General features: G+C 67.8%; 16 protein-coding genes and 2 pseudogenes. 11 read left to right on the top strand and 7 right to left on the bottom strand.

All coding sequences use genetic code 11. The features are described from left to right. The first annotated feature begins 14 nt into the window (after window positions 1–14). From NKF06_RS10460 to NKF06_RS10440, 5 genes are all read left to right on the top strand, one after another. Complete coding sequence (locus tag NKF06_RS10460; RefSeq protein ID WP_253245340.1) at window positions 15–713, top strand: DUF4129 domain-containing protein; 699 nt, start codon at window positions 15–17, stop codon at window positions 711–713. Further along, complete coding sequence (locus NKF06_RS10455) at window positions 710–2,734, top strand: DUF58 domain-containing protein (RefSeq protein WP_253245339.1); 2,025 nt, start codon at window positions 710–712, stop codon at window positions 2,732–2,734. Before NKF06_RS10460 ends, NKF06_RS10455 begins: the two co-directional genes overlap by 4 nt. 58 nt (window positions 2,735–2,792) lie before the next feature. Next, complete coding sequence (locus NKF06_RS10450) at window positions 2,793–3,218, top strand: hypothetical protein (RefSeq protein WP_082677649.1); 426 nt, start codon at window positions 2,793–2,795, stop codon at window positions 3,216–3,218. Window positions 3,219–3,285: 67 nt separating this feature from the next. Further along, window positions 3,286–3,885: a TetR/AcrR family transcriptional regulator gene (locus tag NKF06_RS10445; RefSeq protein ID WP_058826223.1), complete on the top strand. Its 600-nt coding sequence runs from the start codon at window positions 3,286–3,288 to the stop codon at window positions 3,883–3,885. A gap of 111 nt (window positions 3,886–3,996) precedes the next feature. Beyond that, on the top strand, window positions 3,997–4,962 hold the full coding sequence (locus tag NKF06_RS10440; protein ID WP_253245338.1) for a DUF1028 domain-containing protein: 966 nt from the start codon (window positions 3,997–3,999) through the stop codon (window positions 4,960–4,962). A gap of 118 nt (window positions 4,963–5,080) precedes the next feature. Here the strand turns inward: NKF06_RS10440 and NKF06_RS10435 are convergent, their stop codons facing one another. From NKF06_RS10435 to NKF06_RS10425, 3 genes and pseudogenes are all read right to left on the bottom strand, one after another. Beyond that, window positions 5,081–5,563, bottom strand: coding sequence for a DoxX family membrane protein (locus tag NKF06_RS10435; protein WP_253245345.1), 483 nt, complete (start codon window positions 5,561–5,563; stop codon window positions 5,081–5,083). A gap of 267 nt (window positions 5,564–5,830) precedes the next feature. Continuing rightward, on the bottom strand, window positions 5,831–8,446 hold the full coding sequence (locus NKF06_RS10430) for a PAS domain-containing protein (RefSeq protein ID WP_253245337.1): 2,616 nt from the start codon (window positions 8,444–8,446) through the stop codon (window positions 5,831–5,833). Window positions 8,447–8,572: 126 nt separating this feature from the next. Then, window positions 8,573–10,188 (bottom strand): annotated as a pseudogene (locus NKF06_RS10425) (long-chain-fatty-acid--CoA ligase). A 194-nt stretch (window positions 10,189–10,382) separates the two neighbouring features. Here NKF06_RS10425 and NKF06_RS10420 point away from each other — a divergent pair. The 5 genes from NKF06_RS10420 to NKF06_RS10400 all read left to right on the top strand — a co-directional run bounded on the left by NKF06_RS10420 (window position 10,383) and on the right by NKF06_RS10400 (window position 13,930). Continuing rightward, window positions 10,383–11,933, top strand: coding sequence for a cobyric acid synthase (locus NKF06_RS10420; protein WP_253245336.1), 1,551 nt, complete (start codon window positions 10,383–10,385; stop codon window positions 11,931–11,933). A 162-nt stretch (window positions 11,934–12,095) separates the two neighbouring features. Beyond that, complete coding sequence (locus tag NKF06_RS10415) at window positions 12,096–12,752, top strand: lactate utilization protein (RefSeq protein WP_058826218.1); 657 nt, start codon at window positions 12,096–12,098, stop codon at window positions 12,750–12,752. 304 nt (window positions 12,753–13,056) lie between these two features. Beyond that, complete coding sequence (locus tag NKF06_RS10410) at window positions 13,057–13,341, top strand: ribbon-helix-helix domain-containing protein (protein WP_253245335.1); 285 nt, start codon at window positions 13,057–13,059, stop codon at window positions 13,339–13,341. Next, the gene (locus NKF06_RS10405) at window positions 13,334–13,618 is read left to right on the top strand and encodes a toxin (RefSeq protein ID WP_042662435.1); all 285 of its coding nucleotides are present in this window, start codon (window positions 13,334–13,336) and stop codon (window positions 13,616–13,618) included. Before NKF06_RS10410 ends, NKF06_RS10405 begins: the two co-directional genes overlap by 8 nt. Window positions 13,619–13,786: 168 nt before the next feature. Next, the gene (locus NKF06_RS10400; protein WP_007276288.1) at window positions 13,787–13,930 is read left to right on the top strand and encodes an HVO_A0556 family zinc finger protein; all 144 of its coding nucleotides are present in this window, start codon (window positions 13,787–13,789) and stop codon (window positions 13,928–13,930) included. An 89-nt stretch (window positions 13,931–14,019) separates the two neighbouring features. Here the strand turns inward: NKF06_RS10400 and NKF06_RS10395 are convergent, their stop codons facing one another. Next, window positions 14,020–15,276: an ABC transporter substrate-binding protein gene (locus tag NKF06_RS10395; protein ID WP_253245334.1), complete on the bottom strand. Its 1,257-nt coding sequence runs from the start codon at window positions 15,274–15,276 to the stop codon at window positions 14,020–14,022. A 94-nt stretch (window positions 15,277–15,370) separates the two neighbouring features. Between NKF06_RS10395 and NKF06_RS10390 the strand changes: the two genes are divergently transcribed. After that, the gene (locus NKF06_RS10390; protein WP_253245333.1) at window positions 15,371–16,600 is read left to right on the top strand and encodes an ABC transporter substrate-binding protein; all 1,230 of its coding nucleotides are present in this window, start codon (window positions 15,371–15,373) and stop codon (window positions 16,598–16,600) included. A 145-nt stretch (window positions 16,601–16,745) separates the two neighbouring features. On the opposite strand, the gene hutH is transcribed toward NKF06_RS10390, so the two are convergent. The 3 genes and pseudogenes from hutH to NKF06_RS10375 form a co-directional block, all read right to left on the bottom strand. After that, window positions 16,746–18,332, bottom strand: a complete 1,587-nt coding sequence (hutH, locus tag NKF06_RS10385) for a histidine ammonia-lyase (RefSeq protein ID WP_253245332.1) — start codon at window positions 18,330–18,332, stop codon at window positions 16,746–16,748. Beyond that, window positions 18,325–19,563 carry an imidazolonepropionase gene (hutI, locus tag NKF06_RS10380; protein ID WP_253245331.1) on the bottom strand — a complete coding sequence of 413 codons (1,239 nt, stop codon included), beginning with the start codon at window positions 19,561–19,563 and terminating at the stop codon, window positions 18,325–18,327. The genes hutH and hutI overlap by 8 nt, the downstream gene beginning before the upstream one ends. Next, window positions 19,556–19,735, bottom strand: a pseudogene (locus NKF06_RS10375) (arginase family protein); the annotation flags it as partial. The pseudogene NKF06_RS10375 and the gene hutI, both read right to left, overlap by 8 nt.

The raw sequence follows: 19,735 nt of genomic DNA, 5'->3' as shown, positions 1-19,735 counted from the left end.
ACAGTCCGCACATCATGCGAACCTCCCACATCTTTGCCCTCGCCGTCACCGTGTTCGCGCTCGCCACGCTCGGACTCGCCGCAGGGACGCTCGACGTCGCGAGACCGGACGGACCGGCTGTCTCGGAGTCGGCCGACGGGGCGGTAACGCTCCGCGAGCAGTCAGGAGCGAGCGAGCAATCTGACCGTCCGGACCGACCCTCAGTCGGCCGGCTAGTACTCCCGAGCGACGGTGTACTCGGCGGTCTCGGAGAGCAGTCGTCGCCGGCCGACGGACTGCACTCGCGCCTCGCCGTCGGAGGCGCACTCGTCGTCGGTGCGGCGATGCTCGTCTTCCGCCGATTCACCGACGACGACGCGCGGGCGTCAGAGGTGACCGAGGAGCGCGGCGGCGCGGACCACAAACCATCGGACCGGCGCGCGCCGGACCCGTCCGAATGGGGCGGCCCGCCGACGAATGACGTCTCCCAAGCGTGGTTCTCGATGGTGTCCGCGCTCGGCGCGGCGGCCACCCCGCGACAGACGCCGGCCGAACTCGCCCGGACGGCCGTCGATACCGGCCTGCCCGCGGACACAGTTGAATCGCTCACCGAGCTGTTCCGCGCAGTTCGGTACGGCGGAAAGCGGCCGACCGACGAGCGCGAGCGACGAGCCGAAGGCGCGCTCGACGCGCTGCGGCGAGATGAGGACTGGCCGGGCGGGCGCGAGCCGTGAGCCGCACTCGCCGCGGGCTGTTGCTCGTTGGTCTCGCGTCGGGCCTCGTCGGCGTACTGCTCATCGCCTCCCCGGGCATCGCCCGCGGCGTCTCACTCACAGGGGGCGCCCGAACCGCACCCGTCGCCGTCGTCGGCGTCGCCGCCGTCGTCCTCGCCGCCCGCTCACTGTTGAACGCTCTCGGAGGCGACACCCCGGGCGACGGCGAGAGAAGGGCAGCCACCGCAGGCGCGTTCCCCTCGCCGGAGCGTCGTCCGCGCTACGACCCGCCGGGGACGGAGTTCGCCCAGCGAGTGAACGCAATCGGGTGGACCGACCGACGCGACGCGGAACCAGAAAACCGTCGGGAGCTCCGTGACGACCTCCGGGACGTGGCGACGAGCGCACTCTCGCGGGCCGACGGGGCGAGCCCGAGCGAGGTCGAAACGTGGCTAGACGATGGGAGTTGGACGGACGACCCCCTCGCGTCGGCGTTCTTCGCCGGCGACCTCGTCCCGTCGCTGTCGCCCTCGGGATACGTCCGTGCGCTGGTCCGCGGCGAGCCACCGTTCGCTCGTCGGGCGCGTCACGCCGTCACCGCGCTGTCGAAGCGGTCCGGTGCGGGCGACGTGACGCCGGCCCCGTCAGCCGACGTTCGGACGGCGTTCGAGGACGAACCCGCCGTGCGGACGAGTCGATACCTCCCGGACGGCGAGGAGAGCCGCGAACACGAGTCAGCGACTGACCGGGCCCGCGGAGTGACCGCCGCGGCGCTCGCAGTCGGCGGGCTCGGAATCGTCACGTTGCGGCCGGAGCTGTTCCTCCTCGCGCTGTTCGGAATTACCGTCTCGGGGTACGCCCGCGCGGTCCCGACCCCGTCGCGGGCGGTAACGGTCGAGAGGGCAGTCAGTAATAGCGAACCCGCGGTCGGCGACGAGGTCGAGGTGACCCTCTCGGTTCGGAACGTCGGTGACACGACGCTCGCGGACCTCCGGCTCGTTGACGGGGTTCCGCCGGGTCTTACCGTCGTCGACGGGTCGCCGAAGTTCGCGACCGCGCTCCGACCGGGGAAGCGCGCGAGCGTCACGTACACGGTCGAAGCCGTCCGTGGCGACCACGCGTTCGACCCGGCGCTCGTCGTCACGCGCGACGCTCTCGGGGTACGCAAGCGAGAAGCGCTCGTCGACACAGAGACGGCGGTTTCGTGTCGCCCGCCGGCGGAACCGCTTTCGGGTCGTGCCCCCGCGAGACCGACGACGCGAGCGGGTCGGTCGCGGTCGGATGCCCCGGGCCCGGGCATCGAGTTCCACTCGGTCAGAGAGTACCGGCCGGGAGACCCCCCGTCCCGAATCGACTGGAGACGGAAGGCCAAGACGGGGGAGTTCTCGACGGTGGCGTTTCACGAACACCGACGCCAGCGAGTGCTGGTCGTCGTCGACGCGCGAGCGGAGGCCTACGTCGCACGGAGTGACGGGGCCGATGGGAGCGACGGGGGCGGCGAAGGTGGCGACGGTGAGCCGGTCGTCCAACGGGGCGTCGCCGCCGCCGCCGCCCTCGTCTCTCGCTTCCGCTCCGCGGGCGTGCCGGTCGGTCTCGCGGCGCTCTCACCGCGGTCCTGTCGGCTCTCGCCCGGTCGCGGAGGCGACCACCACCGCCGGCTTCGGGAGGTGCTGGCGACCCATCCCGCGTTCGGGTGGGAGGCTCCGGATGGCGAGGTGGACGCGTCCGCGGCGGTTCGCGAGATTCACCGGCGGGTATGGGCGGACGCGCGGATCGTCTTCGTCTCGCCGCTCTCCGACGACGCGAGTGTGACCGCCGCGCGGCGGTTCGACGCGCACGGGCACCCCGTTTCGGTTCTCAGTCCCGACCCGACCGCTCCCTCGCGCGCTCGCGGCTACGAGTCAGGATACGCGTCGCTCGCGAGGGAGCGCCGGCTGCGGCGGCTTCGAGCGGCCGGCATTCCCGCGAGTGATTGGGACCCGTCCGAGCCGCTACGGGAGGTGACGAGAGATGGCCGAAGCCATGCCACGACGTCCGGATAGCGCCCCGCCGCTCCGGAGTAGCGGCGGTGCGCTCGTGGCCGCGACCGGTGCGGCCGTCATTACCGCGGTCTCGGTCCCCGCGCTCGCGATGGGCGTGCTGGGGGTGCTCTCGCTCGCCGGTGCCCTCACGTTCGGCATCGAATCGGTTTACACGCCGGGGATTGCGCTCCTCGCGGGGGCAGTCGTGCTCGCGGGCGTCCTTGGTCTGACACCGCCGTTCCTGCTCGCGGCCGCGTTCCTCGTACTCCTCGCGTGGGACGTGGGGAAACACGGGTTCGGCATCGCACGAGAGGTCGGCCGAGAACCCTCGACGCTCCGAATCGAGACCGTCCACGGGCTGAGCAGCGCTCTCGTGTATGCGGCCGGTGCGACGCTCGGCTACGGGATATACGCCAGCGTCACCGGCGGACGGTCGGTTGTCGCGCTCCTCGCGCTCCTCGTCGGGGCCGTGGCGCTCCTGTTCGCGTTGCAGGCACGGGACTGAGTCGGAACCCAAACGCCGACCGCACCGACCCGAAAACGACACTTCCGTCCAACGAGAACCCCCTAGCATGACGCGGGACGGGCGCGCCGATGAGCTGGAGCCGGCGAAGCGGCGCATCATGGAGGCGACGTACAGGGCGTTACGGAAACACGGCTACGGCAACCTGACGACGCAGGACATCGCCGACGAGTTCGAGAACAGCAAGGCGCTTCTGTATTACCACTACGACGGGAAAGACGAGCTACTGGTGGACTTCCTCGACTACGTCCTCGCGGAGTTCCTGAACGGCCTCCCGCGGGGGGACCGCACGCCCAGGGAAGAACTCGAAACGCTGGTCGACGCGCTCCTGCCCGAGACGCTCTCCGAGGAGGCCTACCGACTCCAACTATCGATGTTCGAACTGCGGATGAACGCCCGGCACGACGAGGACTACCGCGATGAGTACCGCCACATCGACGACGAACTCACGGCGCACCTGCGGGACATTCTCGAACGCGGAGTCGAGGCCGGCGAGTTCGAGGCGATCGACCTCGACGCCGAGGCCGAGTTGTTCCTCTCGATTCTGACTGGGACGCGCGCCCGCCGGCTGACGGTGTTCGAACCCGACGAGTCCATCGAGTCGCTCCGGGCGGCCATCGAGTCGCACATTGACCGCATCTCGGCGTAGCCCATGCCGGAGAGCGCGGCCGCCGAGCAGACGACGCGACGACAACACTCCCCTCCAACGGTTCCGCCGAGAGGTGAACCCTTATTCGCCCGGCGTCCGTCGGTTCCGACCATGACACCGCGACCGTCGACCTTCTCAATCGTCGCCCGCGACCCCGAACAGGACGCCGTCGGCGTGGCCGTCCAGTCGAAGTTCGTGAGCGTCGGCTCCGTCGTCCCGTTCGTCAGCGCGGACGCCGGCGCAATCGCCACCCAGAGCTTCGCAAACGTCGCCTACGGCCCCGACGGATTGGACCTCCTGCGCGAGGGGCGCTCGGCCGAGGAAGTCGTTTCCGAACTGACCGACGCCGACGACGAGGCCCCGAGCAGGCAGGTCGGCGTCGTGGGGGCGGACGGGAGCATTGCGGCGTTCACCGGCGACAAGTGCTTCGACGTGGCCGGCGATGTCCAAGGAGACAACTACACCGTTCAGGGGAACATCCTCGAAAACGAGGCGACGCTCGACGCGATGGCCGAGGCGTTCGAGACAACCGACGGCGGCCTCCCCGAGCGCCTGCTCGCGGCGCTCCACGCCGGCAACGACGCCGGTGGCGACAAGCGCGGCGAGCAGTCGGCGGCGATGTACATCGCCAAGCCCGAGGGCGGCTACGACGGCGGCAACGACCGCTGGGTCGACGTGCGCGTCGACGACCACGACCACCCGATAGACGAACTCGAACGCGTGTTCAAACTGTACGACATCACGCTCTTGGAGCGCGAAGCGCCCGCCGAAATGCAGTCGCTGTCGGGCGAGACGGCCGAGGCGGTCCTCGAAACGCTCTCCGAACTCGGCTTCTACGACGGAACGCCGAGCGACGAGTTCGACGACGAGGCCGTCGCGGCGCTCGAATCGTTCCGAGGCATGAACAACTTCGAGAACCACTCGCTTTCGGTCCTCGAAGACGCCATCGCCCGCGGCTGGGACGACGTTGATGGCGGGGAGACGGCGGGAGAAGACGACGCGACGGGTGAACTCGGCGGAGAGGCGCGGCTCATCGAGGCGATTTGGCAGGGCCTCAGCAGGCTCGAGAGGAAGTAATCGGAGAAAATCAGTCTCGTCGTTCGTCGTGTTCGTTCGCCGAAGCGCGCCGGGTGCGGTGGCGTTGGTTGGTCACCGCGGCGCACCGACAGGGCCGCACGGGGGAAGGAAGTCCCGCTCAGCCGAGGAGGTACTTGAGCACGGGGCGCTGCTGGACGAACTCCATCTTCTCGATGATGGCGTCGAGGCCGAGGATGCGGCCCGCCGCGAGGGTGCCGACGATGGCGAACATCATGAGGCCGAACAGGTCGCCGTTGACCAGGCCGTGGCCCCAGTCGGCGTTCCCCAGGTAGAAGAACACCATCAGGACGCCACCGAAGAAGGCGGCGAGCCGGACGAGGGCACCCACGATGAGCCCGAGGCCGATGAGCGTCTCACCGACGGGAATCATGAAGTTCGTGAGGTCGAGGAGCCACGGGGTCGCGGCGGCCCACGCGAAGAAGCCCTGCAGCGGCGAGGCGGCGGGGGCGTTCGCGAGGTAGCCCGCGGCGTTGAAGCCGCCGAGCTTCGTCACACCGGCGTGGAAGAACCAGTAGCCGGTGATGAGGCGGGTCAGCACGAGCACGTAGCCCGTGACGCCCTGCGAGTAGTCGAAGTCCATTCTGTTCCCCAGCATCTCGATTTGTGAGTTAGCGGCCATTGTCTTTCACCTAACAAGTGAACGAACGACCCCCCAGAGCATATAAAGAGAGCGTGATTTCCGAATCTAAGGAATCGAGAACGACCGAAAGTCAGCGTTTGAGAACCCATACCCTCTGATTCGGTCGTCGGTTCGGACGCAAAACTCAGTTGTCGGGCGAATCGAGCACAGTGGAGCTCGGAACCGCCGCCACAGAGTCCGTTCCTTCGGCGATGAGTCTCGTGTGCGTCATTCGTCCGAACCCTCCGAATCAGTCGTCGTCGACCGCCCCGACTGCGTCACGAACTCGAACCGCGTGCCGCCCTCGACCGACTCGGCGAGCGAGACGGACCAGCCGTGGGCGTCGGCGATGTCGCGGACGATAGCGAGGCCGTAACCAGTTCCCCGTGGCGTCGTGGTGTAGCCGTGGTTGAAGACGCGTTCGCGGATTTCTTCGGGGATTCCGACGCCGTTGTCCTCGACGTAGAACCCGGTGCAGTCGTCGAGCGCTCCGATGCGGACGGCGAGCGGGTCGTCGGGCGGCTCCGCGTGCTCGACGGCGTTCCGAAAGAGGTTCTCGAAGAGCCTGAGCAGGCGGCCGTCGTCGCCCTCGACGACGAACAGTTCCCCGCGGACGAGCGTCGTGTCGCCGGTGTCGACGAAGCGCCACGCGTGGTCGACGATGCGGGCGAGGTCGACGGGTTTGGCGTCGACCACGGGCGTCCGCTGGCGAGCGAGGTCGAGAACCTCGTCGACCAGCTCGGACATCCGTTCGACCGCGTTGGCGGCGCGTTCGAGGTGCGCCCGCTCGCCCGACTCAATCCCGAGGTCAAGGTAACCGGTGGCGACCGCGAGCGGGTTTCGGAGGTCGTGGGCGACGATAGAGACGAAATCGTCGAGCCGCTCGTTGGCCGCGGCGAGGTCCGCCTCGCGGTTGCGGAGTTCCTGTTCGCGGACGGTTCCCGAGAGTGCGGTGGCGGCCGTCGAGCCGAAGAGTTCGAGCAGGTCCACGTTCACGTCGAGGAACGCGTCGGCGTCGGTCGAGACGACGAGAAGACCGTGGCTCCCGAGCGGGACGCGGAGGACCGACGCCGCGTCCGACTCGTGGGGAAGGAGTCGGTCATCGACGGCCGCGGAGTCGACTCGGGTGATCGCGTCCGAATCGGAACCGCCCGGGACGGTCTCGATTCGAACCGCCGACTCGAACCCGTCGCCCGTCGAAGCGGCCGGCGACAGCCCCCCGCCGTCGTCGGCGAGCCAGATGGCTGCCTCGGTATCGGGGACGAGTTCGGGGACGGCCTCGACCGCCAGCGCCGCGACCTCCTCGACGCTCTCGGTGAGGATGAGGTCCCTCGTGACCGCCTGTAGCGACCGGAGCCCGTCCTCCAACCGCGCGCGGTCGGTGACGTCGATGGCGACGCCGAGGAGCTTCGACACCTCGCCGTCGTCGTCGAAGACGGGGCGGTACCACACGTCGTAGACCGCGCCGCGGTACTCGATTCGCGTGTCGACCGCCTCGCCCGACAGGCCGCGGGCGATGGCGTCGGTGGCCGCGGGGGTGTCGTCGTACAGGTCGAAGGCGGACCGGCCGACCACCTCGCCGGAGTCGCGGCCGAGCGCCTCCAGACCGGCCCCTTCGGACAAGGTGAACACGCCCTCGGAGTCGAACGCCGAGAGGATGACCGGCAGGTTCTGCAGCAGCGTCTCGAGGCGCTGATTGGTCGATTCGAGGGCCTGGAAGTAGCGCTTCCGCGTCGTCACGTCGCGGAAATAGACCGACAGTCCCGACGGCGAGGGGTACGCCCGGACCTCAAACCAGCCGTCGTGCTGCTCGGCGTAAGTCTCGAACGTCACCGGCTCCTGCGTCCGCATCGCCTCGTGGTACTTCTCATACGGTTCGGTGTCGACGACTGACGGGTAGAGGTCCCAGATGCACTCGCCGAGGTCCGGTTCTCGGATCTCGCTGAAGACGGTTCTCGCGCGGTCGTTGAAGTAAACGAAACGCCAGTCAGTGTCGAGGGCGAAGAAGGCGTCCGTCATGCGTTCGAGCAGTTCGCCCCGCTGGGTGGTGGCGACCTCGCGGTCGGTCACGTCTCGCGGGATGCCGACGACGCCGGTCACCTTCTCACCGTCGGCGGCCGGCGAAAGCAGGAGTTCGAACAACCGCGGGTCGCCCTCGGCGTCGACGAACCGAACGTCGAGGCGCTCGGTGGTGCCCTCGGAGAGGACGCGCGAGACGGCGTTCTGGTACCGCTCGTACTCGTCGGCGGGGAACAGGCCGGCGTCGACGAGCGACTCGAACTGCTCGCCGCGGAGCGACTCGGAGGTTCGCCCCGTTATCGCCTCGATTCGGGGGTTCACGTACTCGACGCGGCAGTCCTCGTCGAGGACGAACGCGCCGTCTTCCATCGCCTCGACGATGACGCGGTGACTCCGTGTGTCGGGACGGGAGTCCCCGATATCGGAGTCCACGAGCGACCGGACCGACTCGACGAGGTCCGCGTGGGAGTCGTCGGCGTCGTCGCGGACCAGATAGTCGTCGACGCCGAGCGAGACGGCACGGGCGGCGAACGCCTCGTCGCCGGCGGCGGCGTAGACGACCACCGGGAACCCGGTGCGAGCGTCGTCGTCGGAGGAGACGAGCGTGTCCAAGTCGGTTCCGTCGGGGAGGGCGGCGGCGACGACGAGACAGGAGACGGGCCGGTCGGCGAGCGCAGAGCGCGCGGCGTCGGCGCTCTCAGCATGCGCGACCGGACGCTCGAAGGCGCCCCGAAGCGCTGAGACGACCGAATCGGAAGCAGCGCCGTCGGCCGCAACGTAGAGAATCTCGCCGGCGGAGGTGCTCCCTGAACTCGGGGGAAACATGTTAGATACGAGATATTCAGAGAGCCAATAATATCTTGCGGGCGAACGGTCGGACTATCGGAAGACGGAAATCGAAACGGTCTGACGGGTGGCTGAGTCAGGGTTCGGCGGGCGACGAGTCGCCACCTACCCCTGACCGACCATCCGCTCTTCGTCGTCCCACTCGCGCTTGCGGAGTTCGTACTTCTGAATCTTTCCGGTCGCGGTCTTGGGAATCTCCTCGACGAACTCGAACTCGCGGATGGCCTTGTAGCCGGCGAGGCGGTCGCGGGTGTACTCGGTCAGTTCCTCGGCGGTGACGCCGGGGTGCTCCACGTCGCCGTTCGCGGGGACGACGAACGCCTTCGGCGTCTCGCCCCATTTCTCGGACGGCGCGGGGATGACCGCCACGTCACCGACGGCGTCGTGGTCGAACAGCGTGTCCTCCAGTTCGACCGAGGAGATGTTCTCTCCGCCGGAGATGATGATGTCCTTCTTGCGGTCCTGAATCGCTATCATGCCGTCCTCGTTGACGACGGCGAGGTCGCCGGTGTGGTACCAGCCTTCGAGGCGATCGTTGAACGCGTCGTGGGTCTCGTCGGGCTTGTTCCAGTACTTCTCCATCACCTGATTGCCCGCGACGACCACCTCGCCGATGGTGGCGTCGTCGCGCGGGACCCGCTCGCCGTCCTCGTCGACGACGCGCAGGTCGGTCCCGAGCGGGGCGACGCCCTGCCGCTGTTTGAGCGAGAAGCGCAGGCCGCCCTCGTTGGGGATGAGACGGTTCGCGTCCGAGGTGGCGATGAGCGGGCCGGTTTCGGTCGCGCCGTAGAGTTGGGTGAACTCCCAGCCGAACTCGGATTCGGTGTGACGAATCGTCGCGCTCGGCGCGGCGCTCCCGGCGGCGGTCACGCGGACCGGGTTGTCGCCGGTGTAAGCCGGGTCTGTTCCTCGGCGTACTCGCGCAGGATGGACAGCACGGTCGGCGCACAGCAGAAGAAGGACACGTCCTCGGTGGCGATGGCGTCGAACACCTGTTCGGCGTCGACCCCGCGGGTGCAGACGTGTTTCGCGCCGCGGCCGGTGACGGCGTAGATGTGGCCCCAGCCGTTGACGTGGAACATCGGGAGCGTCCAGAGATACACGTCGTCGTCCGCGATGTGGTGGTGAATCGTCACCAGTTGGGCGTGGAGCGACTCGGTGCGGTGGGTCCGACAGACGCCCTTCGGGTCGCCGGTCGTCCCCGAGGTGTAGTTGATGGTGATGAGTTCGTCCTCGGACATCTCGGGGCGCTCGTAGTCGTCGGCGTCCGCGTCGTCGAGGAACGCCTCGAAGTCGAGCCAGTCGCCGTCGACGGCGGCGGGGTCGTTCGTCACGAACACCTCGGCGGGCACGTCGTCGCGGACGGCCTCGATTTTGCCCGCGTACTGGTAGTCGGCGTAGACCACGCTCGCGCCGGAGTCCGAAAGCAGGTACTCGTAGTCCTCGGTCGTGAGTCGGTAGTTCAGCGGGACGTGAAGCGCGCCGCACTGCATCGCGCCGAAGGCCGCTTCGAGGTGGTAGTGCGTGTTGGGGTCGAGCACCGCGACCCGGTCGCCCTTCTCGACGCCGCGGGATTGAAGCGCCGCCGAAAACCTGTCCACCCGCTCGCCGAACTGCGCGTAGGTAAAGCGCTCACCGTCGACGCCGACGATGGCCTCGTAATCGCCGTAGTACGTCCGAGCCCGGTCGAGGAAGTCCGTCACGAGTAACTGTTTCTTCATTCATGATAGACCGGGCAGTCGAGCGAACTAAACGCACCACTTCCGGCAACATTTCACAGAATCGACGTGACCACCACAGTATGGCGGGGGCGTCGTCGGCGAGTGGTTTGGAGCCTCCACTGGACGAGGTTCGAACTCCCCTTCGCGCCGCCGAAACGAACACCTTTGAACCGCGCGGCCCTGACTCCCGGCAGATGACGACGCCGACCCTCCTCGTCGCGGGGACCGCGAGCCACGTGGGCAAGAGCACCGTCGCGGCCGGACTCTGTCGCCTGTTCGCCGACCGCGGCCTCTCGGTCGCGCCGTTCAAGGCGCAGAACATGAGCAACAACGCCCGCGCAGTCGCGACCGCCGACGGCGACGGCTTCGGCGAAATCGGCGTCTCGCAGTACGTGCAGGCCCGCGCCGCGCGGGTCGCGCCGACGACCGACCACAACCCGGTCCTGCTCAAGCCCCACGGCGACGGCACCTCGCAACTGGTCGTCCACGGCCGAGCGGTCGGCCTCAACTCCGCGGGCGACTACTACGCGACCCACTGGGAGGACGCCCGCAAGGCGGCAGTCGAATCGCATCGTCGGCTGGCGACCGAGTCGGACGTGGTCGTCGCCGAGGGGGCCGGCTCGATTGCCGAAATAAACCTTCACGACCGCGATTTGGCGAACATCGAGACCGCCCGCTTCGCCGACGCCGACATCCTCATCGCGGCCGACATCGAGCGCGGCGGCGTCTTCGCCAGCCTGCTGGGAACGCTCGAACTGCTCCCCGAAGACGTGCGCGAGCGAGTCGTCGGCGCGGTCATCACGAAGTTCCGCGGCGACCCGAGCCTCCTCGAACCGGGGCTCGACGAAATCGAGGAGCGGACCGGCGTGCCCGTCCTCGGCGTGCTTCCCTACGACGACCCCGGTCTCCCGGAGGAAGACAGCCTCGCGCTCCCCGCGGAAGGCGAGCGCGCCACCGTCGGCGACGACGACGGCGTCGCGGCCGAGCACGCGGTCACTATCGGCGTGCCGCGACTCCCGCGCATCTCGAACGCGACGGACTTCGGCCCGCTGGCCGAGACGCCGGGCGTCCGGGTCGCCTACCTCCCGCTCGACGCGACGCTCGACGGTATCGACGGGGTGGTCCTCCCCGGAAGCAAGAACACGGTCGACGACCTGCTCGCACTTCGAGACGCCGGCTTCGGCGACGAACTCGCGGACTTCGACGGCCCGGTCGTCGGCATCTGCGGCGGCTACCAACTGCTCGGCGAGACCATCGAGAACGCCGATATCGAGGGGACGGCGGCCGGCGAGACGGTCGAGGGGTTCGGTCTGCTGCCGGTAGTCACGCGATTCTCCCGCGACAAGCGGGTCGAACCCGTCTCGGTCGAGTTCGACGGCGCGGGACCGCTGGCCGGCGCGACGGGGGCCGTCGACGGCTACGAGATACACATGGGCGACAGCCGAATCGTCGGCGACGCGACCCCGGTTTCGGGCGACGGCGCGGCGCTCGGGCGGGTCGCGGGGACGTACATTCACGACCTGTTCGCCAACGACTCGCCGCGGAACGCGTTCGTGGACGCCGTGTACGAGTCGGCCGGGCGCGACCGACCGACGGCGGGAGCGTCGGGGGCGACAGGCGGGATGGGAAGGGCCGAAGGGGACGCGGACGCCGGCGCGTCGGGCGACCCCTACGACCGCGCCGCCGCGCTCGTCGCCGACAACCTCGACGTTGCGGCGCTCTGCGATGCGCTCGGGCTAGAGTAAGGGGAGTCGCGGAGGGGAGTCACCACATCGGCGACCGGTCGCCAGCGAGCCCGGTAACACGTCTGTAACCACCTGACACCACCGTCAGCGAGCGTTTAACACCCGATAGGCGCTACACACGTTCGTCGGAGCACCCACCGAACTCCACCACCACACTCACACATGTCTCAACAGAAATCCGACTACGCAGACGACGCCGACATCGACGCAGAACTCGACCAACTCCCCGACGACGAGACCGTCGAAGCGACCGTCGAGAACCTCGAAGCGAGCGGGTTCGACGTCGTCGTCGTCGACACGGCCGACGAGGCGCTCGAAACCCTGCAGTCGCACATCCCCGCCGGCGTCTCCGTGATGAACGGCCACTCGACCACCCTCGAAGAAATCGGGTTCGACGACTATCTGAGCGAGGGCGACCACGAGTGGGAGAGCCTGCCGGACCAGATTTGGAGCATCGACGACGACGCGGAGCGACAGGCCGCCCGCCGCGACTCCCAGACCGCCGACTACTTCCTCGGCGGCATCAACGCCATCTCGCAGACGGGCGACCTCGTCGCCGCGGACCTCTCCGGGAGCCGCATCGGCGCGTACCCCTTCGCCGCCAGCAACGTCGTCATCGTCAGCGGCGTCAACAAAATCGTGCCGACGCTCGACGACGCGCTCGACCGCCTCGAATCCGTCGCGTACCCCCTCGAAAACGAGCGCGCGAAGGAGGCCTACGGCGTCGAATCGATGATTGCGAAGCAGCTCATCTTCCGGCAGGAAGTCGAAGAGGGCCGCACCACCGTCGTCCTCATTCGCGAGCAACTGGGCTACTAAGTCCGACTCGCCGTTCTCTCGACACGTTCCCACGCTCCTCCGGGGAGCTTCCTGCGCCCGGACAATCCATCACCACCACCGCACCGGGCATCCCACCACCGTTCCCCCGGGATTCACCGTTTTGCAGTCCCGCGTCGTGAGCCGCGTCTGTTGCCGGCGAAACGCCGGCTCGAACTGAATAGTTCTCGTGGCTCTGTTGAAATCCTTAGACGTTGATAGAATCCGCGTGACACAGACAGAGGGTGAGTTCAGCAGGTAGCAACCCGCCGAAATTGATTTAGTAAGACGTACGTAATACTAACGTATGTCTGAAGCAACTACGGGGTCAAACGGTGATGACGAGATTGTCACGGTGAATTTCAAAGTCACACAGTCGTTTCTCGACGAAATAGACGGCACATGGCAGGGACGTGGGTTCAACAGTCGAAGTGAATTCATCCGCTACACCCTCCGAGACGCGACCGAATTCCCGACGTTTGACCGCGATGAACTCATCGCGCTCCTCCAAGCAGAGGAGGACATCCGTGAGGGACGGACGATGAGTGCCGATGAAGCCCGCGAGCAGTTCGGAACGGACAGCGATGAGTGAGGAGGACTGGACGTGGGAACTCACATCAACAGCACAGGACGACCTTTCAGCCCTTTCTCCTCCTGAGCAAGAGCGGATACTGAACAAGCTCGACGAGATCGCTGACTCGCCGTGGCGAGATCCACCGGACTATGGCGAACCACTCCAGAACAGTCCGCACAAGAAGGTACGCATCGGTGAGTTCCGATTAGCCGTGACCTTCCGTCAATCCGAACAGCGGATGGTCGTCGCTCGAATCAAGCGTCGTGGTGGAGCATACACTGCCGACGACGATTGACACTCTTTACTGCAGGCGATCTTTGACCGACTCGCGCGCTGTATTCAGCACGGCCTCAACAAACTATCAGTGACTAAGGATTTCAACAGAGCCGTTCTCGGGAGTGTCACGGACCCCGATATATCGAACCGGAGAAATGTTCTTACGACTGGAGCCGAATCGTCGGATATGCCCGAATCCGCGTACCTGCTCGATTCGTTCGACGAAGAGGACTGCACCTACTGCGACGGCGACCTCGTGACGGGGAGCTACAAAGACAACGACGCCATCGTCTGCGACGACTGCGGGACGCCGGCGGTCCAGCTCTGGTAAGCGCCTGAGCGGGCCGAGCGGGTCGGACAAACACCCGCCAGCGCCGGGTGGCGAGAGAAGCGGCCGGTGAAAGCCGGTCGGCTCAGTTCTCAGTTCCCGTTGATGATGTCGGCGACGCGCTCGCGGTCGAACAGTTGTTCGTCTTCGGGAATCTCGGGATACGCACCACCGGTGTACTCCGGCCACGCGCCGAAGCGGTCGGGGTAGAGCTGCTTGGCCGTCATCTCGGTCTGGAACAGGTTCATAATCGGCCCCTGTACCGGCGTGCCCGAGGGGAAGACGCGGTCGTTCCGGACCGCGCTGAGTTCGCTCCCGATGGGGTGGTCTTCGAGGGTCTCGCGAGTCGACGCCACGTCGTAGTACGAGTCGATACCGTAGCTGTGGAGCAACACGTCGGGGTCGATTTCCAGCATCGTCTCGAAGTCGTAGGAGGTCTCGAACGTCACGTCGCCGGCCGCGAAGGCGTCGGTGACACCGAGCGGGCGGATGTGCGAGGTCGCGAAGCCGGGTGCGTTGATTTTCGTCGGGTAGAACGTCTCGTCCATGTAGATGACGACACCGACGGTCGGCCGCTCCGACTCGGGCGGGAGGTCCGACTGAATCGTGTCGAGGAGGTCGCTGTGGACCGCTTCGAGCGCCGCGAAGCGGTCTTCCTCCTGGAACACCTGCCCGACGTTCTCCACGATTTCCCAGAGCGTGTAGTACTCGTAGTCGGCGGCGTACGGCTCTGGCGGCTGGGCGTGCGTACGGCTGTAAGCGTTGCCGAACCACGGGCCGACCTGCTCGCGAATCTCCTCGACATCCGACTGGTCCCAGCCGTCGAAGCTGGCCACGAGCGCCGGGTCGACGAGGTGAAGGTCGGAGTCCAGTTCGTAGACGAGTTCCTTGTCGATGTTGACGTTTCCAGACCCGGAGTTGAGTTGCGCGAGGTCGCTCCGGTCGAACGAGACCCCGTCGAGGCGCTCGTAGTAGGCGTCGAGCGTCCGGCCGCCGGCGTCGCTGTCGAAGCCGAGAGAGTTCACCGCGTCGCCGTGGCCGAAGGCGACCGCCGCGTCGGCGTAGACGAGGTTGTACACCATCACGTCTTCCGGGACCGACTCGAACGTCACGTCGCCCGCCGGCGACATCGAGACCGTGTAGCCGGCCTGTTCAGCCTCCGTCTCTGCCTCGGGAGACGCTTCGGTCGTGGCCGCCGTCGCTGCGGCCGTTTCGGTCGCGTCCGTCGATGAGTCCGCGTCGTTCTGCCCGGCACAGCCGGCCAGCAAACCGCCCGCGAGAAGCGCGCCGCCGCCCTTGAGGTACGCTCGGCGCGTGCGCGTCGCCTGGTCGACGAGGTCTTGGTCCATGGTTTTAGCCACTCCCAGACGGATAAGTCCGTTTCGGAATTTCGGCGCGCCTAAATCGGTACGCCTATATGTATTAGGTGGGCCTAAAAATACGATGGCAGACAGCGACGGACCAACTCGCAGGAAGTTCTTGACCTACGGCGGTTCGGTTGCCGCCGGCGGACTACTCGCCGGCTGTACCGGTTCGTCCGAGTCGGACGCGACCACGACCAGTGCGACCGCGACGGAGACCGCCGCGGCCGAATCGACGGCGACCGAGTCGACCACGGAACCGGCGGCGGAGACCGACTCATACACGGTGTCGATGGCCCCGATGGGAGAGGTGACCTTCGAGCGCGTTCCCGAGCGCATCTTCACGCGGCTGACCCACCACGCGGGGATGGCGTTCGCGCTCGGCCACGGCGACGCCGTCAACTCGATGCACGCACCGGACTACTACGACGCGCTGTGGAACCAGTTCACGCCGCGGCTCCCCGGCGTCGAACTCGACTGGACCGGGCTGTACTCGTCGTGGGAACCGTCGAAAGAGCGGCTCTACGAACTCGACAGCGACGTACACCTCGCCGACCCCGCCAGCGTCTCCGCGCTCGGCAGTTGGAGTCAGACCGACCTCGACGAGATCGAGGAGAACGTCGGCCCGTGGTTCGGCAACACGTTCAGTGCGCGACACCGAGCGCCGCCGACCGAGTGGACTGACGCCTACGAGTACTACGGCCTCTGGGAGATATTCGCCAAGGTCGCGCAGGTGCTGCAGGAGGAAGCGAAGTACGAGGCGCTCACGGCGGTCTGCGAGGAACTCCTCGCGGCGATTGCAGCGGATCTCCCCGCTGAGGACGACCGCCCGACCGCCGTGCTCCTCGGCCCGAGCGACCTGGAGTCAATCTACGCGTACAACCTGAGCACGCCCGGCTTCCTGACCGCCCACACTCGCCCGCTGAAGCCGGTCAGCGCGTTCGGCGACGACGTGGAGTCCGGCTCGACCGTCGACTTCGAGACGCTCCTCGAAGCCGACCCCGACGTGATTCTCACGCTCGGCGGGATGCACCCGAACACGAGCATGCCCGACATTCGGACGGGCTTCCAGGACGACCCCGTCGGAGCCGAAATCGCAGCGGTGCAGAACGACCGCATCTACGCGCAGGGCGGCCGCTACCAGGGACCGATACTCAATCTGTTCCAGACCGAGATGACCGCCAAACAGCTCTACCCCGACCAGTTCGGCGCGTGGCCGGAGTACACTGGTGGTGCGTACCCCGAGATCCCCGAGGAGGAACAGCTGTTCGACCGGCAGCGCGTCGCCGACATCATCAACGGGAACCTCTGAGTCGGCGACCGGCGGTGCCGGTAGCACCGTCAGCATCGGCGACGCGGTCGCGGTGGGTGTTTTTTGCAGTCGGGGACGACGGTCGCCCGTCGGTCTCGGATTCGACGCCCGCAGTTCCGTCCGATAAAGACGAGAGCGCGCCCGCTCAGCCGGAGCGCCCGGCGTCCGCGATAGCCGCGCGAATCGCGCCGAACCGGACGAGGTCGGCCGCGGTCTCCAGTTCGCCGTCGAGTCGGCGGTCCTCGTCGAGGGGCGGAACCACGGACCGAATCGCGTCGCGGACGGCCCCCGTTCCGGCCCCGAGTTCGAGGTCCTCGTCGAGGAACTCCGCCGCCTGCGACCCACAGAGGAGTTCGACGCCGACGATGGTCGCGACGTTCTCGGCGACCGTGCGGGCGTTGAGGGCGCTCTGGCCGCTCATGCTCACGTGGTCTTCCTGCCCGCCGCTGACGGGCGTCGAATCGATGGAGGGGCGACCGAGCGACCGGCACTCGTTGAGCAGCGCCGCGGCGGTGTACTGCGCAATCATGTAGCCGGAGCGGAGCCCGCTGCGCTCGGTTAGGAACGGCGGGAGGTACGATTCCTGTACGTCCGGGTTGAGCATCCGGTCGGTCCGGCGCTCGGAGATGGCCGCGAGTTCGGTCAGCGCGCCGGCGGCGTAGTCGAGACGGAGCGCCAGCGGTTCGCCGTGGAAGTTGCCGGCGGAGACGACGGCGGCCACGTCGGTTCCGGGCGCGCGCTCGTCAACCGCGCCGGCCGGGAAGACGAGCGGGTTGTCGGTGACGCTGTTGAGTTCGACCTCGACGGCCTCGCGGAGGTGCGAGACGGCGTCTCTGACCGCGCCGTGGACCTGCGGGAGACAGCGAATCGAGTAGGCGTCCTGCACGCGCTCGCAGTCCTTGTGCGATTCGAGAACGGTCGAACCGGCGGTGAGCCGGCGAATCGCGGCCGCGCTCTCCTGCTGACCGGGATGGGGACGAACGTCGTGGATGGCTGGGTCGCAGTTCGCCGTGGTTCCCATCGTGACTTCGGTCGCGAGCGCGCCAGCGGCGTCGGCCGCTTCGACGGTTCGCTCGGCGTCGACGACGAACAGCGCGGCGAGGCCGACCGTGAGTTGCGTCCCGTTGATGAGCGCAAGCCCTTCCTTGGAGGCGAGCGTCACCGACTCCAAACCGACCGCTTGCAGGGCGTCGTCGCCCGACAGTCGGTCGCCGTCGACGCGGGCTTCGCCCTCGCCGATGAGGACGAGCGCCATGTGCGCGAGAGGCGCGAGGTCGCCGCTCGCACCGAGGCTCCCGCGGGAGCGGACGACCGGCTGGACGCCCTCGTTGAGCATCGAGACGAGCAGGTCGACCACCGAGGGCCGGATGCCCGAAAAGCCCTTGGCGAGCGTGTTGGCCCGGCTGACCATCATCGACCGGACCTCCTCGCGGGTGAGTTCGCGGCCCGCGCCGGCGGCGTGGCTGCGGACGAGGTTCGTCTGGAGGCGCTCGATGTCCTCGCGGTCGATATGCGTCTCCACGAGGTGGCCGAAGCCAGTGTTGACGCCGTACACCGGTTCGCCGGAGTCGAGGACGGACTCGACGCGCTCGCGCGACTCGCGCATCCGCTCGCGCGACTCGGCGGCGAGTTCGACCGGGGCGTCGTGGCGGGCGACGGCGGCCACGTCTTCCGGCGTCAGCGACGCGCCGTCGAGGACGACCGACTCGGGGAGGCGTGAACGGTCACTCATGGACGACCACCCCCGATTTCAGCACGGTCGAAACGGGGTTCGTGTCGAACCGGTACGAGAGGTGTGACGCGGTCGGCACGTCGAGCACGACGGCGTCGGCGGGAGCCCCGGCGCGGAGCGTGCCCGTGCCGTCGTCGCGGTCGAGTGCGCCCGCGGCGGCGCTCGTGACGCCCCGAATCGCCTCGTGTGGAGTCATTCGCATGCCGACGCTGGCGAGCGTGGCGACGAATCCCATGCTTCGGGAGAAGCAGTTCGGGTTGAAATCGGTGGCGAGCGCGACCTCGTGGCCCGCGTCGAGGAAGGCGCGAGCGTCGGCGTAGTCGGCTCCGAGACCGAACGCCGTACCGGGAAGCATCACGGGAGTAACGCCGGCTTCGACGAGCGCGTCTCGGCCCGCGTCGTCGGTGTGGAGCAGGTGGTCCGCGCTGGCCGCGCCGACCGCGGCCGCCACGTCGGTGCCGCCGATGGCGGCGAACTCGTCGGCGTGAATCTTCGGCGCGAGGCCGTGGTCGCGGCCCGCCTCCAGAATCCGACGGGACTGCTCGGCGGTGAACACGCCGCGCTCGCAGAACACGTCGCAGAACTCCGCGATGCCCTGTTCGGCGACCGCCGGGAGTTGGTCGGCCACGACCGACTTGGTGTACTCCTCGGTGTCCACACCGCGCGGGACGGCGTGCGCGCCCATGAACGTCGGAATCACGTCTACCGGGTGGTTCGAACCGGCCGCGTCGATGGCCGAAAGCATCCGCAGTTCGGTCTCGGTGTCGAGGCCGTAGCCGCTCTTCACCTCGACTGTCGTCGTCCCGTGGGCGAGCATCGCGTCGAGGTGTTCCGTGAGGTTCGCCACCAACTCGGCGTCGGAGGCCTCGCGGACCGCGTCGACGGTGCGGAGGATACCGCCGCCGTCGGCGAGAATCTCCTCGTAGGTCGCGCCGCGGAGCTTCGCCACGAACTCGTCGGAGCGGTCGCCCGCGAACAGCGCGTGGGTGTGCGGGTCGACGAAGCCCGGCAGGACCGTCTTGCCGGTCGCGTCGATGGCCGTCTCGGCGTCTTCGGCCGGGTAGTCCGCGAGCACCTCGTCTGTGGGGCCGACGGCGACTACCTCGCCGTCGAGCGCGGCGAACGCGGCGTCTTCGAGGACGACGACGCCGGTTCCCTCGTCGGGGCCGACGACCAGTTCGGCCGCATCGTGGACGACTGTGAGGCCGGCCGTGGAACCCGCGTCAGTCACGCGACATCACCCCCGCGAGGAAGTGGGCGACCGCACGGGCGGCCGCGCTGACGGTTCGGCCGTCCTCGTCGTCCAGCGGCGGCGCGCACTCCACGACCTCGAAGCGACGACGCGGGGTCGGCCGCGACGCGGCGGAGCATCGAGAACAGTTCGCGGTGGTGACGCGCCGGGG

This window comes from Haloferax sp. AB510, assembly GCF_024136985.1.
Classification (GTDB): Archaea; Halobacteriota; Halobacteria; order Halobacteriales; family Haloferacaceae; genus Haloferax.
Note: the sequence above shows the minus strand (reverse complement) of the source record. Positions and strands in the feature narration are given on the sequence as shown.

Bases quoted from the DNA above. Each gene is read 5' to 3' on its own strand.
- NKF06_RS10415 (WP_058826218.1), top strand. From the start codon at position 12,096: ATGTCTCAACAGAAATCCGACTACGCAGACGACGCCGACATCGACGCA.
- NKF06_RS10390 (WP_253245333.1), top strand. From the start codon at position 15,371: ATGGCAGACAGCGACGGACCAACTCGCAGGAAGTTCTTGACCTACGGC.
- NKF06_RS10430 (WP_253245337.1), bottom strand. From the start codon at position 8,446: ATGTTTCCCCCGAGTTCAGGGAGCACCTCCGCCGGCGAGATTCTCTAC.
- NKF06_RS10395 (WP_253245334.1), bottom strand. From the start codon at position 15,276: ATGGACCAAGACCTCGTCGACCAGGCGACGCGCACGCGCCGAGCGTAC.
- NKF06_RS10410 (WP_253245335.1), top strand. From the start codon at position 13,057: ATGTCTGAAGCAACTACGGGGTCAAACGGTGATGACGAGATTGTCACG.
- NKF06_RS10460 (WP_253245340.1), top strand. From the start codon at position 15: ATGCGAACCTCCCACATCTTTGCCCTCGCCGTCACCGTGTTCGCGCTC.
- NKF06_RS10405 (WP_042662435.1), top strand. From the start codon at position 13,334: ATGAGTGAGGAGGACTGGACGTGGGAACTCACATCAACAGCACAGGAC.
- NKF06_RS10445 (WP_058826223.1), top strand. From the start codon at position 3,286: ATGACGCGGGACGGGCGCGCCGATGAGCTGGAGCCGGCGAAGCGGCGC.
- NKF06_RS10420 (WP_253245336.1), top strand. From the start codon at position 10,383: ATGACGACGCCGACCCTCCTCGTCGCGGGGACCGCGAGCCACGTGGGC.
- NKF06_RS10440 (WP_253245338.1), top strand. From the start codon at position 3,997: ATGACACCGCGACCGTCGACCTTCTCAATCGTCGCCCGCGACCCCGAA.
- hutH (WP_253245332.1), bottom strand. From the start codon at position 18,332: ATGAGTGACCGTTCACGCCTCCCCGAGTCGGTCGTCCTCGACGGCGCG.
- NKF06_RS10435 (WP_253245345.1), bottom strand. From the start codon at position 5,563: ATGGACTTCGACTACTCGCAGGGCGTCACGGGCTACGTGCTCGTGCTG.
- NKF06_RS10400 (WP_007276288.1), top strand. From the start codon at position 13,787: ATGCCCGAATCCGCGTACCTGCTCGATTCGTTCGACGAAGAGGACTGC.